This window comes from Exiguobacterium sp. JMULE1 (assembly GCF_013337175.1).
Classification (GTDB): Bacteria; Bacillota; Bacilli; order Exiguobacteriales; family Exiguobacteriaceae; genus Exiguobacterium_A; species Exiguobacterium_A indicum.
In genome coordinates this window covers 2,658,975-2,674,714 of record NZ_SGWC01000002.1, presented here as the reverse complement: position 1 = coordinate 2,674,714, position 15,740 = coordinate 2,658,975, and the positions used below count along the sequence as shown (strand labels likewise).

The 15,740-nt window shown below is 36.7% G+C and carries 12 protein-coding genes and 2 pseudogenes; all 14 read left to right on the top strand.

Annotation, left to right across the window (positions count from 1 at the left end; translation table 11 throughout):
* The first annotated feature begins 1 nt into the window (after position 1).
* The 14 genes and pseudogenes from wecB (at position 2) to EXW93_RS13990 (ending at position 15,531) form a co-directional block, all read left to right on the top strand.
* Positions 2-1,128 (top strand): annotated as a pseudogene (wecB, locus tag EXW93_RS14055) (non-hydrolyzing UDP-N-acetylglucosamine 2-epimerase).
* A gap of 23 nt (positions 1,129-1,151) precedes the next feature.
* Positions 1,152-1,337: a hypothetical protein gene (locus EXW93_RS14050; RefSeq protein ID WP_174316642.1), complete on the top strand. Its 186-nt coding sequence runs from the start codon at positions 1,152-1,154 to the stop codon at positions 1,335-1,337.
* 2 nt (positions 1,338-1,339) lie between these two features.
* On the top strand, positions 1,340-1,801 hold the full coding sequence (locus tag EXW93_RS14045; RefSeq protein ID WP_174316641.1) for a hypothetical protein: 462 nt from the start codon (positions 1,340-1,342) through the stop codon (positions 1,799-1,801).
* Between the two features lie 637 nt (positions 1,802-2,438).
* On the top strand, positions 2,439-2,696 hold the full coding sequence (locus EXW93_RS16515) for a glycosyltransferase (protein WP_254606215.1): 258 nt from the start codon (positions 2,439-2,441) through the stop codon (positions 2,694-2,696).
* A complete protein-coding gene (locus tag EXW93_RS16680) occupies positions 2,660-2,740 on the top strand; it encodes a hypothetical protein (RefSeq protein ID WP_371811228.1) in 81 nt (26 codons plus the stop codon). Before EXW93_RS16515 ends, EXW93_RS16680 begins: the two co-directional genes overlap by 37 nt.
* 5 nt (positions 2,741-2,745) lie before the next feature.
* Positions 2,746-3,291 (top strand): hypothetical protein, encoded by a 546-nt coding sequence (locus EXW93_RS14035; protein WP_174316640.1) that lies wholly within the window; start codon positions 2,746-2,748, stop codon positions 3,289-3,291.
* 1,651 nt (positions 3,292-4,942) lie between these two features.
* Positions 4,943-5,931: pseudogene (locus EXW93_RS16675) on the top strand (O-antigen polymerase).
* A 390-nt stretch (positions 5,932-6,321) separates the two neighbouring features.
* Entirely contained in the window at positions 6,322-7,434 is a 1,113-nt protein-coding gene (locus EXW93_RS14020) for a nucleotidyltransferase domain-containing protein (protein WP_174316637.1), read from the top strand.
* Positions 7,431-9,287, top strand: a complete 1,857-nt coding sequence (locus EXW93_RS14015) for an asparagine synthase-related protein (RefSeq protein WP_174316636.1) — start codon at positions 7,431-7,433, stop codon at positions 9,285-9,287. The genes EXW93_RS14020 and EXW93_RS14015 overlap by 4 nt, the downstream gene beginning before the upstream one ends.
* A gap of 169 nt (positions 9,288-9,456) precedes the next feature.
* The gene (locus EXW93_RS14010; protein WP_174316635.1) at positions 9,457-11,157 is read left to right on the top strand and encodes an ABC transporter ATP-binding protein; all 1,701 of its coding nucleotides are present in this window, start codon (positions 9,457-9,459) and stop codon (positions 11,155-11,157) included.
* Positions 11,154-12,089 carry a phosphoenolpyruvate carboxykinase (ATP) gene (locus tag EXW93_RS14005; protein ID WP_174316634.1) on the top strand — a complete coding sequence of 312 codons (936 nt, stop codon included), beginning with the start codon at positions 11,154-11,156 and terminating at the stop codon, positions 12,087-12,089. Before EXW93_RS14010 ends, EXW93_RS14005 begins: the two co-directional genes overlap by 4 nt.
* Positions 12,064-12,345, top strand: a complete 282-nt coding sequence (locus tag EXW93_RS14000; protein ID WP_174316633.1) for a lasso peptide biosynthesis PqqD family chaperone — start codon at positions 12,064-12,066, stop codon at positions 12,343-12,345. The genes EXW93_RS14005 and EXW93_RS14000 overlap by 26 nt, the downstream gene beginning before the upstream one ends.
* Positions 12,342-12,794, top strand: a complete 453-nt coding sequence (locus EXW93_RS13995) for a lasso peptide biosynthesis B2 protein (RefSeq protein WP_174316632.1) — start codon at positions 12,342-12,344, stop codon at positions 12,792-12,794. Before EXW93_RS14000 ends, EXW93_RS13995 begins: the two co-directional genes overlap by 4 nt.
* 976 nt (positions 12,795-13,770) lie before the next feature.
* Entirely contained in the window at positions 13,771-15,531 is a 1,761-nt protein-coding gene (locus EXW93_RS13990) for a hypothetical protein (protein WP_174316631.1), read from the top strand.
* Positions 15,532-15,740 lie beyond the last annotated feature (209 nt).

Below are 15,740 nucleotides of genomic sequence, written 5' to 3'. Positions count from 1 at the left end.
CATGACAAAAAAGCTTAAAGTAATGACGATCGTAGGAACACGCCCTGAAATTATTCGTTTAAGTGAGACAATTAAAAGTTTGATCAGTACTTTGATCATGTATTTGTCCATACTGGTCAAAATTATGACTATTCTTTGAATCAAGTGTTTTTTGAAGACTTCAATTTAAGACAGCCCGATCATTTTCTAGAAGCAGTCGGTGAAAACTTAGGGGAAACAATGGGGAACATCATTAGCAAATCGTATGAACTGTTTCTTAAAGAAAAACCAGAGGCTTTATTAATCTTAGGCGATACAAACTCTGCATTATCTGCGATTTCAGCCAAGCGACTTAAAATCCCAATTTTCCACATGGAAGCAGGAAATCGATGCTTCGATCAAAACTTACCAGAAGAAATCAACCGTAAAATTGTTGATCATATCGCCGATGTAAACTTACCTTATACAGAACACGCTAGAAGATATCTCATCAGCGAAGGATATCGAAAAGAACATATCTATGTAACGGGATCTCCAATGGCAGAAGTGTTACATATTTATAAAGAATCGATTGAAAAAAGTAACGTAGTACAAAAGTTAAACTTAGAAAAAAATAAATACATTTTAGTATCAGCGCACCGTGAAGAAAACATTGATAATGAAGAGAACTTCTTATCGCTCATGGGTGCAATCAATACGATTGCTGAGAAGTACCAAGTTCCAGTTATTTATTCTACACATCCACGAGCAAAGAAAACAATTGAAGCGCGTCAATTTAAGTTTCATTCTTTAGTACAAAACTTAGAGCCGTTTGGATTTTTTGATTATAACAACCTTCAGCTCAATGCACTTTGTGTTTTATCAGACAGTGGAACAATTCCAGAAGAAGCATCTATCTTAGATTTCCCAGCTGTTTCAATTCGAACATCAACAGAAAGACCTGAAGCGCTTGATAAAGCTGGAATCATTTTAGGTGGTATTAAAGAAAAAGACGTCGTTCAATCGGTCGAGCTTTGTTTAGCTATGCATGATAATAAAGAAGAATCGGCTGCAGTAATTGATTATCAAGATCAAAATGTATCAAATAAAGTAATAAAAATTATTCAAAGCTATACACCAATCGTCAATAAAGTTGTGTGGGGAAAATAAATGATAAAAGGAGCCTTATGTAAGTGAAATTAGTTTTTTTAGTAGGGAGTTATTATCCTAATTATTCAGCAGTAAGTAAATGTGTAAGCAACATTATTGAAGAGTTAAGTGATAAATTTGAAATAATTATTATCTCAGACATGGATATTAAGAAATTTGCATCGTCTGAAAAATATAAAAAGAAAACATTTATAGAATTAGAACGATAAACATGAGAAAAAGAGATGAAACAGAAAAAAGAGAACAGATGTCAAATAATAAATTCTTGAAAAAACTGTATTGGGCATATAAAAATTATCTGAGAGTAATTGATTATTTTAAAATTTTATTTTCTAAAGTATCAGTTGATCAAAATTTAGTTGATGAGTATTTGAATGTACTTAATAATATAGATGATATATACGCAATAATTCCAACGTGTTATCCTTTTGAAAGTGTTATTGCAGCATTAAATTATAATAAAAATAATAAAACAAAGATTTTTCCTATTTTATTTGATAAATTCTCTGAAAGTCCAACTTTACACAAGTTTAAACTAAATAAAGTCATCAAAAAAACAAGGCACTCGAACTTAGAAAAAGAAATGATATATAAATCAAATGCTGTTTTCTACACCGAAGCTTGGGAAAATATTATGGCCAATTATAATAAATTAGATGAAAAAATAAAGTAATTCAGATAGGTCATCCACTCATAAAAAATAAGAGCACAGTTCCAGATAATTATTTAAGTCTAGAAACTCCAGTGAATAAGTTTATATACACTGGAGTTTTAGACAATAAAGTAAGATCGCCTAAAAATGTTCTAATTTTTCTAGAATTTTTAACACAAAAAAACAAAAATAACTTAATAAGTATATATTCAACTGGAAATTCAATTAAACAAGTTAATAAATTTGCAAATCGTAATAAAAATATAATTAATTGTGGTTATGTCGATTCAAAAGCTGCACTTGAAAAACAAAAGAAAGTGATTTTTTAATTTCTATTGGTAATTCTGATATCACTCTAATTCCTAGTAAAATTTATGAATATTTATCTCTTGGTAAACCAATAATTCATTTCTATAAAGATAACAATGATCCTGTAATAAATATCTTGTCGAATTATAGCAATTCAATATCTTTTCCTGAAAAAGATATAGTGAATGGTAATATAGAACAATTATATAATCGATTTTGTTGCTTTGTTGAGAGTAACAAGGGTATTCAAATAAATTTTGAAGATATTAAAAAAGAATTTAATAATTGCACACCATTTTTTGTAACGAAAACTATAGAAAGTGAATTAATTAATGGAGGATAAACTTTTATGATCGATGTAAGTATAATAATTCCTTTTTATAAAAACGTAGAGTGGTTGTATCAGTCAGTGAATAGTATTGATGAAGATAAATTAAACTATGAAATTATAATTATCAATGACGGATGTTTTGAAGAAATAGATTTGAATAAAATAAAGCATAAACATACCAATCATTTAAAAGTTATAAAAATAAAAATCAAGGTGCTGGTAAGTCAAGAAATGAAGGTATTTCTCTTGCAAAAGGGGAATATATTTCATTTTTAGATTCTGATGATATTTTTTGTGAAAATAATTATATAAGCAGATAAATTATATGAAAAAAAGTAACTATATGTGGTCACATACTTCTTATGTGAAATTCGATCTTAATGGAAACGAAGTAAAAGTTGAAAACGCTGAATTTATAAACAAAGTTTTTCCTGTTTGTCTAGCATATAATCCGATTGCTACTCCTACAGTAGTCATAAAAAAATCGATTTTAAATGATAAGAGTATACGATTTGCAGAAGATATTACTTTTGGAGAAGATGGATATCTTTGGAGTATTCTTTCTAAAAAATTTCCTGTTGGTCATTTGAATGAATTTCTAACACACGTGAGAATAACTAATACTAATGCAAATAGTAGAGTATCTAGTCATTTAGAGTTTAGAAGTAAATTGTATGATGAAATAAAAAATAATCCGAAATTTTTTTCAGTAGATGATATGTTTTTAGATCTAAAACTTGCATACAGATTTACTTATAAAATAAATAAGTTAAATTTAAATGAAGGGATACTGATGAAAGTTCTTTATGCAATTCCATATTTAATTTTTAAAAAGTATAAAATAAAACAGAAAGGAAGTTTTAGATATTAATGATAATATTGTGAGAAAAGGAATAAAAAGTTTTGTTTATTCTATTTTAGTTCAAGGGGTTTCACTCTTATTAAGTTTAGTTACTGGATTCGTATTACCAAAACTAATGAATGTTGAAGATTTTGGATATTGGCAAATGTATCAACTCTATATATCATATATAATGATTTTCATCTTCGGATTCAATGATGGAATGTATTTGAAATATGGTAATTATTCTATAGATCAATTGAATAAAACAAATATAAAGTCATCAATAAATACAATGGGAATTGTTTCTTTGACAGTTACTATTATTTTGTTTTTAATATTAATATTTAATTTTAGTAGCTTAAATCCAGATAAATATATTGTCTTTTTTGTGTTTTATCAAATTTATTAGTTATGAATTATTATGGAACATTTTTAACGATATTGCAGTTTACAAATGAAATAATAAAATATACAAAATTTATTTTATTAACAAAAGTTATTTTCACTTCTTTTTTAATATTCTTTATAAGTATTGGTTATATTAATTACCAGGTAGTTATTTTTGGAGAGTTTTCTTCAAAGTTAATAGTACTTTTCTATTTATGGCTATATGTATTTAAAAAAATAGATCCAATTTCTGCAAAATTTAAATTCGGAGTTACTGAGTATAAAGAATTGGTTAAAATAGGATATAAAATTTTACTATCTAATATAATTGGCTTATTAATAATTGGATTGGGTCGTTTCTATATCGAGAGAACTATGGAAATCAATTTATTTGCTAATTATTCATTTGGAATAACTATTGTTTCTTTTGTTTTACTTTTTGTTACGGCATCAAGTATTCCTATTTATCCTTTGCTCACAAGGTATAATATAAAATCTCATTTTGAAGGATTTAATTTGATTAAGTGGTCAACAATATTTATTTTCTGCGCATTTCTATTAGTATTGTTTTTTTGGATAATCTTATTGAAACGTTCCTACCAAGTTATTCTAATGTTGTAAATTATTTCCTTTTTATATCTTATAGTATATTTTGAATCTAAATCGTTAATTACATATCTAAATTATTTTAAAATTGTTCGAAAAGAGTTAAATATTCTCTATATAAACCTAGCTTCAATATCTTTTGTATTCATTGGATTATTATTAATTAACTGCTTAAATTTTAATGATTCTACAAAAATATTATTAGTGTTGTTCGTGACTACTTTTTCTCTTTATTTGAAAGCTACATCTTCAGAGATTTATTTGAGTAAAATTTTAGGGAAGAAAAGCAATATATCTTTTGTTGTTTTTGAAAGTATATTGTTAACTTATATGGTTTGTATATACTTATATGAACTAGATTATGTTTTTATCTTCAGTTTATTTGTAATAATTTTTATTAGTGCTGTAAAAATTAAAAATTCAGTATCCAATTTGAACTAACTAATTGTATAGGAGGACAGATGTGAACAATAAAAAAATGATCATAAGATATTTGTATTGTTATCTATTTATTTACAATATCTATATTAATGTTTACTTTATATTATTTAACTGATGATTCAATAGTGAATACGACGATTATAGGGTTCTTTATCTATTTCCTAGTAATCACCTCTTGGTACGTTTCTTCTAAAAGTTTATTAGATGTATATACTTTTTTATAGTATTAAGCTTCATTTTTTACTTGGGTCAGCCTCTTTTAATGTTTTTTGATATTTCTTTTGATATTGTTATGTCTATTGGAAGTTCGCCTTATGATAGTACTCAAATAAATAAAACTTTAAAATTTTTATTGACTTCAATTGCAGTGTTTCATGGAAGTGTTCTTGTTTACCAGGTCTTCTCAAATGTATTTCATAGGAAAAAATATTTTTCGACAAATGATGAAAATGATTATTTATTAAAATCCTTTAGATATGTTGGGATATTTCTATTTCTAATTTCAGTAATTCCCCAATTTATGTATATCTATGAAAGTATTAAAACTACTATATTGTTTGGATATTCAAATATTTTTAAAAGTGATTATATTATCGGATCGGGAGTACAGGGAGGGATACCTAGATTTTTAGCTGAATTTTTTAAAAGTGCACTACTATTAATTACTATTAGTTATTTAAATGATAAAAAAAGACTGAAAAGATGGATTGTCTTCTCAATTTTATATTCAATTTTATTAATCGTTTCCGGTCAGCGTGGTTCAAACACTCTTTTTATATTTTCACTATTTTTTTATATCATTTTGGTGTAAAAAAAATAAATATAAAGAAAATATCTTATGCAATAATTTTTTTAATTATTACTGTGTACAGTTTATCTATCATTTCTGTAATAAGAAATATAGGTATTGCAAATTATAGCTTCTCAGAATTAATAAATTTCTTTTCTGATATAAATCCTTTTATAGATTTATTGGCGGAATCTGGATTTACTTTAATTGCCTGTACTACTGTAGTAGTTTATGCACCTTCAATTGTTCCTTATAATTATGGAGAGACTTACATAAATAGTTTAATTGCTCTAGTGCCTAATTTCTTTTGGGATGTAAATCCTGCAGCCATTGGTGGAGTAGATCAAGTTTTTAAAAACTTCCTATTTAAAGATAGTGGAATAGGCTCTTCATTTATAATAGAAGCTTATTATAATTTTGGATTATATGGTGTGTGTTTATGATGCCTGTATTTGGCTTGTTTATTTATCTTATAAATAAAAATTTGATAAATTTTAAATTTGAAAAAAATTACTACAATTTATTCATTTCTGTTTATTGCATTCCTGTATTCCTATGGTTTGTAAGAAGTGAAACTATAAATATTGGCGAGATCTTGGATATCATGTGTTTTTCCCTCTTTTTTTAGTTTTTCTATGTAATAAATTTTTGTTAAGAAAATCCTTGGAATTTTCATATTCAAAACAAAATTCTGATTTAAAAAGTTTAAAGTAGTATTTACTAATGAAGTTTATTTGTTTTTTTATTGTAGAGTATGATCTATTTATTTTAATGAATTTGCTCTTTTTACTTATTACGAGTTGGTTATCATTAAAAGAGGGGGAAGCTGATTTTTGAAAAAAACTAATATTGAAAGGTTATGTGTATTTACTTTACTTCAACCTTTAATAAGTAAAAAAATGATTGATAATGATAAAATTTTAATTTATTCAAAATTTTATCATTATCATCGTCTTAATCAGTGTATTCCTAATGAAAAATGGTTGCAGCTTAAAGTAAGAATGCAAAAAAGTTTACAAAAAAAACAAGTGATTTTTAAAATATTTAGTTTTTCTACGGAATTAGTGCGTATTATAACGATGTTACATAGTGAAAATATTCCTGTGATTTGTTTGAAAGGACCAGTCATTGGTCAATTGATCTATGATTCGATTAAGGATAGAGAATTTAGAGATTTAGATTTACTCATACAAGATTCAAATTTAGTCGAGGCAGCAAGATTATTAAATAAAATAGGATATATCAAAGCTTCATTGTACGAATATGATACAAAACGGGCGCATCACTTAGTGTTTATACATCCAAAAACAAGTCATATCATCGAACTTCATTGGCGACTTCATCCTAATATTATTGCTGAACCGACATTCGAAGAACTATGGGCAAGGCACGAAACGGTTCGAATTGCTGGAACTGATATACCATGTTTAGAGACGACAGAGTTATTCGTTTATTTGATTTCTCATGGCTCAAAGCACGCATGGTTTCGATTACGTTGGCTGTATGATATTCATTTATTTCTGGAGCAGCCGCTCGACTTAGTTGAAATCCAAACACGTCTAGCAAAGCGGGGGTGTCTCCATATGATGGGACAAGCGTTGCTGTTACGTCAGGAGCTATTCGAAGGGGATATTCCGGAGTCATTCGTCCACTTAACGAAAGATCGTAAGAGTAAGCGAATGGCTAAAATGGCACTGCGCATCATCGAAGAACAAAATGATCCCGGAAAAGCGAATCAGACACTATATGAGTATTGGTACTGGAAACGTTACTTCTGGTTGATTCGTGATTCTTCTAGACGTTTTGAATTCGTTTGGCATCATCTTATCCCGAATCAACAGGATAAAGAGATAATTCCATTGCCTCAATCACTGCACTTTCTCTACATACCTCTACGTCCACTCACTTGGAGTTTACGGCGATGGAAAGGAAGGACGTCATCATGAGTGCAATTTTCGGTGTGCTAAATTTTCGGAATATTAATTTAATTAACCGAATTGATACGTTAAAAGATATCTATTCCTTACGTTATTACAGTGACCGTTGTCATCGAACGATTACTTCGAATTGTGGTCTAGGTGCGCTGGAACAATGGATACGTCAGAGTGACCAATCGACGATACTGCCTTATCAACAAAATCATTTAACGATCGTCGTAGATGCGATGCTCGATTACCGAGAAGAGTTAGCGAAGCAACTCGGTGAGCTATGGAATACAGAGACAAGTGACACGGAGTGGATTCTACGTGCCTATCAGAAGTGGGGAAAAGCATGTGTCAAACAGTTGTATGGTCCGTTTGCGTTCGCCATTTATGATTCGAACACAGACGAACTATTTTTAGCGCGTGATCCACTCGGAGAGCGTAGTATTTGCTACGGGTATAGTGAGGAGATGTTCGTATTCGCTTCGACGGCAAAATCTGTCGCGACGTTGTTAGGGTGTACATACGATGAACAATACTTAAAAGATTATGCGATGCAACCTTTTGTCTCGAAAGACACAAGACCGTATGCATCACCTTGGGAAGGGGTGACGTATCTCGGACCGGGTCAAACTTTAATTGCTCGTAATGGACACTATCAGCTTGATACCTACTGGTCGTATGAAATGATATCAAAAGAAACTTTAAGCGATAAGAAGGATTTTTATCATGAGTTCGAGAAAAAATTAGCAGCGGCAACAGAAGCTTGCGTTGCAGTCGAAGGGGAGATTGGTCTTCAACTAAGTGGAGGTCTTGACTCGACGACGGTAGCAGCTTTTGCGGAACCGATTTTAAAAAAACGCGGACAGGTGTTACATGGATATACCCATGTGCCATTACGAACCTACGAAGACAATGGTGAACTTGGAAATGAACGTCCGCTTGTTGAAGATTTAATAAAACAATATAGTGGCATTCAGCAGACATGGGTCGAAAATCCATCGCGTAACAGTTATAACACGATAGACGACTGGTTACATATCCTTGAGATGCCATACGGCTTCTTCATGAATGCCCCTTGGTTGCTTGAAATTCATCAATTGGCACAGAAGCAAAATGTTAAAGTCCTGTTGAATGGGAAACACGGGAATTCGACCATTTCGCATGGCTCGCTCGAGGGATATCGTCATGAATTGCTCCAGCAGAGACAGTGGCGAAAACTAAAAGAGGAATTGACTTACATGACGCCTTCTATCCTAAAACAAGGAAAATCACTTGCCGCGTTACTGATTAAAACACGCCTCAATGAAGAACGGCTGCGCCGGTACTATTTAGCGCGGACCAAACGAACGTTTCACCCCAACGTTCTAAAGAATACGACCTATTCTCATGGACAGTTTCCGTTTCGATCGACGACGGATCGCTTGGCATTCGCTTATCGGATTAATGATTTGCACGATCGTGGCGTTCTTGGAACGCTGTTCTCATTACATTTTCGATGTATCGCGCGCGACCCGACGGCGGATCGGAAGTTGATTGAATTATGTGCCCGACTACCAGTAGAAGTATTCAGTTCTAAAGGCATCGCTAAAAAAATCGTCCGGACGATCATGAAGGAACGTTTACCGGCGTCCATTCTCCATCCGAAGCGGGCGAGAGGCAGACAATCGGCTGACTGGGAACTACGTTTGCGTGATGAAATCAAACCAATCATTGAGGAAGTTAGTCAATTTACCAATAGTGAGGCGAATAAAATATATCGGCATGACTTTTTTGAAGCATCGAACCTAAATAAGGTACTTCAAGATATATGGTCCGTGAAGCTTTTACTTCGCGCGATTACACTTCATCGATTCAAAGGAGGTGAAGATAAATGAAACAAGAGTGGCAAACACCGGTACTCGAAGAACTTGATGCCAAACAAACGGAGAGTAGCTTTGATACTCCAAACGATGATGGTTCGGGTTTTTTCTCGGGCTCGTAAGGCGGTACATAGACTACCTGGAACTTCAGGTAGTCTTTACTCTGAACTAAGGAAGTGACGTTATGTTCGCATCGATGAATCAAGCAAGCATGTGGCGCCTGATTCATGATCTTTTCATACATACGGGGCATCGCCTTTGGTACGTCGTCGTCTGGACCAGCCTGAACGCGATGACTTCCGCACTCGGAATAGCACTCATTCTACCGTTACTCGCGCTCCTCTTTCCGGTTCCGGGAATTGCTCCGCTACAGGTCAACTGGTTGAACCCGGAGTGGTTGAACCTTGAAAGTATTTTGTTGCTCTATCTAGTACTTGTATCACTCAGTGTCTGGATCAACCGGCAAACGATGGTTCAGACGTCAATACTCGTCCAAGAGTATACGAAGCACCTCCGGGTCCGCTTGTTTGAAACGTTGTTTGCCAGTGACTATTCGTATATCGCTTACCAGAAAAAAAGTGACGTCCTCAACCTGTTCACGTTGGAAATTGCGCGTATCAGTTCCAGCGTCACAGCGTTGATCGGTCTGATTTCTGGAGTCCTCATCATGATTTCGCATATCGTGCTCGCCTGGTATCTCTCGCCCCGTCTGACCGGGTTCGTTCTCGTGAGTGGCATAATCGTCTTCATCAGTCTATACACTTCTCTCGGACGCGTCCGACGGCTGGCGCTCTCGCTGTATCAATCGAATCAGACGTGGCAGCAACGGTTGCATGAGCAACTTTACGGGATGAAGGAGATTCGCAGTTACGGGATTGAAGCGAGACAAGTCGATTTTTTCCGTCAAGCGACGGAAGAGGTGGAGCAACAACTCGTGCAGTTCGCAAAAGAACAATCCAAACCGGATACGGTGTTTAAGATCGTCGCAGCAGCAGTCATCAGTCTTTTTTTCTACATCAGCCTGTCCGTGTTACAAGAAGAGGTCAGCACCTTGCTTGTCATCGTTCTGTTGTTCGGACGTCTGTGGCCGTTGTTCGCGGCCTTTCAAAAAAACATACAGATCTTTTTATCCGGTGTGCCGGTATATACCCTTCTACTGAACAAGATGGAGGCAGTCCCGAAGCGAAGCGGAAGCGACGAGGAGAAACTGACATTTCACGAGACGCTCGTAATCGATCGTGTTCGTTATTCCTATGGTCAGACGACGGGGATAGGCGTCTCCTTCACGGTGAACGCCGGTCAGATGGTCGCCATCATGGGTGCCTCCGGTACGGGCAAAAGTACGTTCCTTGATTTGTTGCTGGGACTTCTTGAGCCGCAAGCTGGAGAAATCCGGGTGGATGGAAAAACCTTGAACGCACGACGGGCAGTGGCATGGCGTGAACAGATCAGTTATATTCCGCAATCCGCCTTTTTGTTTCATGGTACGATTCGCGAGAACATCCTGCACTTTAATCCGGATTTGACGGACGAGGCACTCGTTGAAGCACTCGATTTAGCAGGTGCGACCTTCGTATTTGATTTACCGGACGGCATCGAGACGATGATCGGTGATTTCGGAACACGCTTATCCGGTGGACAGCAGCAAAAGATCATCCTGGCGCGGGCGTTAGCTAAAAAACCACGTATATTGTTACTCGACGAAGCGACGAACGCCTTGGATCGTGAACAGGAAGTGATGTTCCATGACACCTTGCGTCAATTGACGTCGCGCATGACGATTCTCTACATCACCCATCGTCGGGAAATCGGACAGCTCGCGGACGCCATCTATCAGATGGAGACTGGAACATTCGAAAGAAGAGAGGTGAATCATTCTAAATGAAACGCATGACGTATCGTTATTCCGTGTTCGGACTGACTGTGACGTCCGAACTGGCATTACCAGAATTACCGAGCAGTGAAACAACACGTAGTGACGTACATATTCAAATCAGTGATCTGCAAGAAAAGATGAACGGACTGACGGCTGATCATCCGTATCGATTGACGGAAGAGGCGTTTTCACTCTATGTTCCCAGTGTTGCCCACTATTTCGTAGCATCCGGGACAACTATCGAGATGGATCTTGCTGCAGGAGCTGAAATCGAAGCAGTGAAACTGTTCCTGCTTGGGTCCTGTATGGGAATCATCCTGCATCAGCGGGGGGTTCTACCGATGCACGGTAGTGTCATCACGGACGGGGAAACAGGAATCTTGCTGACAGGGCATTCGGGAGCCGGAAAGTCGACGACGGCACATCGTTTTTTGGCACAAGGATACCATCTTGTCACTGACGATGTAGCCGCGACACGCTTCGAGGATGATGCGGCGCTCGTCGCGCCTGCCTATGGTCATCAAAAATTGTGGGAGGATGTCTTGCCGTCCTCTGGCATCGGCTATACGCGGGTCAATCGTGAAGTGGATGGACGGACGAAATATACCGTCGACCGGGAACAGCAGTTTTGGAACGCACCGGTCCGCTTACGGTTGATCGTAGAACTCGTACCTGCTGATATCGAATACGTGCAACATGAAACCGTGACGGGAATAGACAAAGTCCGTACGTTGATGCTCCATACATACCGCAACATCTATTATAAAGAACTTCAAAAAGAGGCGTTTCAATTTGAGAGTGCGATGGCACTCGCCCGACGCGTTCAACTCCTGCGGATCTATCGTCCGCAGAGAATCGCTTCAGAACAGACTGTCGTAGAATTGATAACAGCAGCAATCAAGGAGGAAATCAACGATGGAAGCATTAAAAGCAAATCATAAATTCTTACGAAAAGAGGACATTCTGGCATCAGAAATGGATGGCGAAATCGTCATGATGAGCGTCACGCAAGGGAAGTATTTCAGTATCGGTCAGAGCGGCGTTGCGATTTGGGGATTACTCGATCAGGAGCGGACGGTGACGGAACTTGTACACTTATTACGGGAACGATACGAGGTGGACGAGGAGAGGTGTCGAAAAGAAGTGACTCGTTTCGTTGAACTATTAGTCCAAAAAGAGCTTGTCGAAGTCAGATGACCAAGCGTACACGTCCTTCCGCTATTGAATTACTTCAATTCATTGAAGCCTATCTATCGTTAGGATTTGCCAGAGGATGTGTCGTATTTCTTCCATTTCGATACGTCGCACCTTTACTAGGGCGAGCGGTTCAGGAATCACCGTCTTGTACTGGGGATTTAAGGAACGATGTGAAACGGGCAATCGAAAGAAGTGCTTATCGAACACCTTGGCGTAGTAATTGTTTAGCACAATCGTTAGCAGCGACATGGATGATGCGACGACGGGGACATCACGTAACGACCTATATGGGCGTTCGTCGTGATGAGAATGGTGGGATCATTGCTCATTCCTGGACGATGGCAGGAGAAGCGTTCTTGACCGGAAAGCGAGGACATGAGTTGTATACGGTGACTAAGAAGTTTACAACTGTGACCATCAAGGAGAAAAGTCATTTTACGATGATTTAAGCACACACTGTTCGAACGTTTTTATGTTCTTTAAGTATAGTAGACCGATTGATCATTACATCTAAATAAAGCTACTCGCTACTGACAAATGAGTCACCAAATACGACCGCTATACTATTGATAACAGTTCTGTTACTTTCTTCTCCCTATACTTGAGATACATGCCGACGGCATGCAACTCAAGTATAGGGTTTTATTTTGATTGATTGCTGAAAGATAATAGAACTTCATTTCGATAGAATTCTCTAACGCACAATCAGTTCGAGTACCGATCATTCTAAAAGTACCTCAAGTGATACGGTTCAACGAGCCAAAGAACGAGGCATAGAGAGTTTGGATGAACGGATGACTAAAAAATGGCTGTACGAATTTTTATTCCTAGAACGTGAGCTGATGGAGAAAGGAGACTGTGACTGTCAGGAAGAAAAGTCATTTTACAATAAATAAAGTACGATACTTTTTAATCATTCTGTATGTTCTGTAAAAATAGTAGACCGATAGTGCACCGAATAGCCTTCTTCATTCACTTTACTTATTTCTGCGCGATGTAAGAGCCGATCAAGAATGGCTATAACGATTCTTTACTCAACAATCAATTCGCCGGAGATTTCTGATTGCTTATTTGACGTTAGAATAGTCGAACTTTTCGTAGAGTTCATTGATAAATTGAAAAAGAATATTAGGTGTGTAATGCAGAATAGTAGTGATTCTTACACAATATAATTTCCATTATTATATGACATGTCAAAGTAGAATGATTAGAAAAATTGAGTCGAAAATGATTACTTACTTGTCTTCATTCGCTTAATAAGAACATTTTTAATACATTTCATTTAACAAATAAAAGGAAGGAAATTCATCGATAAATCACTTTAATATATTGTAAATATTTTCTTTTGTTTTAAAAAATGGAATTTTATTATCCTTGAATACGTTAAACTATGAATGAAAGTTAGATAAAAAAAGGATGATATGCATGAGAAAAATAATGACGGCTTTACTTGGGGGAATCATATCTTTTGTAGGGGCATTACCTGTCGCAGCAGAAGTCACTCTACCATTGACAGGGTCATTCGGGTTATCGGGACAGTTTCAAATCGTCAAAGGACAAGAACACGTTTGGGAGTGGTCTTCCTATCAACAACTTAGTCTGATTGACCTTCAAAATGGAGAACGTATTCAATCTCTCTCTGGTAGAGAATCATCAATTGAAGGGTTCGATGTCTCGGACGATCAAACACGACGTGTCGTGATAAAACAGGGAGTGCTTCATGTCTACAATGCTTTTGGAACAAAGGTTCAAGAAGTGTCAGAGATTGTCGACAAGGAAGACAAGATTACCAAGTTCACTGACGTCCAGTTCATTCCGAATACGCACACGGTCGTGTTACTGGCGAAGAATGGTGGGCACTGTAAACTTCTTTCGTATGATTTAGAGGCGGAGCAACTCCTTAGCAGCCGTGGAACCAGTCCATACGGTCAATTGTTAACCGCACGCGATCATGTTGCTGTCGTCTATTCGTCAGCTGTGTATCTCTACACCGCTGACTTGACGTATACAGGCGTCATCCATGCGAGAGAAGAAGATGGCATCGAGGCATTTGACATGAATGACGAGGGACTTCTCGTCATCGGAGAACAAGGAGTACCACAGCCTGACGTCTACGATTTAAATCATGGTCTTGAAAAGACACAGACGAATGAGCAGTTTGTGATGGGAAGTGATGTTTCCTACAGTGACATCGCGATTGACGAGTCAGGAACCTTCATCGCGGTCACCTCGTCCGGAAGTGATCGTCCCTTCTCGTTGTTTGAACGAGAGACGGGACGGCGTATTCATACCTCTCTCGACCACAATCAAGATTTTTCCTATCAATCAGGTGTCGAGCTCAGTAACGAAGCACATTCCATCATCGTCGAAGGATCTAACCAGACGAACATTTACAGTGGAAAAGCATTATCGAAACGACCGATCGCGATTCAAATACCAAAAGCCCGTCAACGCATAGATCGAGGGGCTTCAGAAACATTAGCACTTGAAGTCACGCGAGCTGACGGAAAGACCGCTCTCGTCAAAGCGGGTGTTAACTGGGAGACGGATCATCCGGAAGCAGCCTTCATTCGATCGGGGAAACTATATGGTGAAGCAGAAGGAGACTATACCTTATCCGCGACCTATGAGGGGTTCACGGCGACTGTCACGGGTAAGATCGTACCGCCAAAGCTGTCGTCGCTAAAAGATATACCGTGGTTAGAGCGTCACCGCCAATCACTGCTCGACCACCAATCGTTTGAAGCATTACCGGTCCTGTCCTCGTCCTATTCGAAGCTTAAAGGAACGAAGGGGAAAATGTTTCTTTCGAAAGAAAAGGTGAATATGAACGGAAAATGGAAAAAAAGTGTCCTTGCTTCACGATATCCACGCCCCTTAGAACATCAGCCGAATCAGATTGAGTTGCTGACGATGCTCCCAGCGCTTGAACAGCGTTCGATTTCAAAAAAGGAGATTCAGTCCGTCTTCGGTAAACCAGTGACCTCAAAAACGTACGCTCCTTCCATTTCGCATCAGTTTTCAAAGTCCGATAAGACATTAGCAAAATACACCATCAAACGTGCCGATCGCTATCGCTTGAACGATCTCTCCGTAGAAGTCTATTTTGACAAAAAATATACTGCACGGTTCATCACAGTGAGTAAGCAATCCTCTAAAAAAGGGAACGAAAAGACTTCATCATGAGTCTTTTCGATTCTTGAATCAAGTACAATCTGCAGCCATCTTGAATGTAAGGTGGCTTTTCCTAATTATACGATGCGAGGAAATTATTTTAATTAAGATGTAATCAAAAACTAAAAATAGATTTTCATCATGAAAAGGGTATTCCGGAAATCGTGCTTTGAAAGTTGGTACCGTGGAGTAATTCCTTACTATAAAGCCGATGCAAGTTC

Excerpts from the sequence above, each read along its gene's own strand:
- EXW93_RS14045 (WP_174316641.1), top strand. The coding sequence starts at position 1,340 with ATGAGAAAAAGAGATGAAACAGAAAAAAGAGAACAGATGTCAAATAAT.
- EXW93_RS16515 (WP_254606215.1), top strand. The coding sequence starts at position 2,439 with ATGATCGATGTAAGTATAATAATTCCTTTTTATAAAAACGTAGAGTGG.
- EXW93_RS14035 (WP_174316640.1), top strand. The coding sequence starts at position 2,746 with ATGAAAAAAAGTAACTATATGTGGTCACATACTTCTTATGTGAAATTC.
- EXW93_RS14015 (WP_174316636.1), top strand. The coding sequence starts at position 7,431 with ATGAGTGCAATTTTCGGTGTGCTAAATTTTCGGAATATTAATTTAATT.
- EXW93_RS14010 (WP_174316635.1), top strand. The coding sequence starts at position 9,457 with ATGTTCGCATCGATGAATCAAGCAAGCATGTGGCGCCTGATTCATGAT.
- EXW93_RS14005 (WP_174316634.1), top strand. The coding sequence starts at position 11,154 with ATGAAACGCATGACGTATCGTTATTCCGTGTTCGGACTGACTGTGACG.
- EXW93_RS14000 (WP_174316633.1), top strand. The coding sequence starts at position 12,064 with ATGGAAGCATTAAAAGCAAATCATAAATTCTTACGAAAAGAGGACATT.
- EXW93_RS13995 (WP_174316632.1), top strand. The coding sequence starts at position 12,342 with ATGACCAAGCGTACACGTCCTTCCGCTATTGAATTACTTCAATTCATT.
- EXW93_RS13990 (WP_174316631.1), top strand. The coding sequence starts at position 13,771 with ATGAGAAAAATAATGACGGCTTTACTTGGGGGAATCATATCTTTTGTA.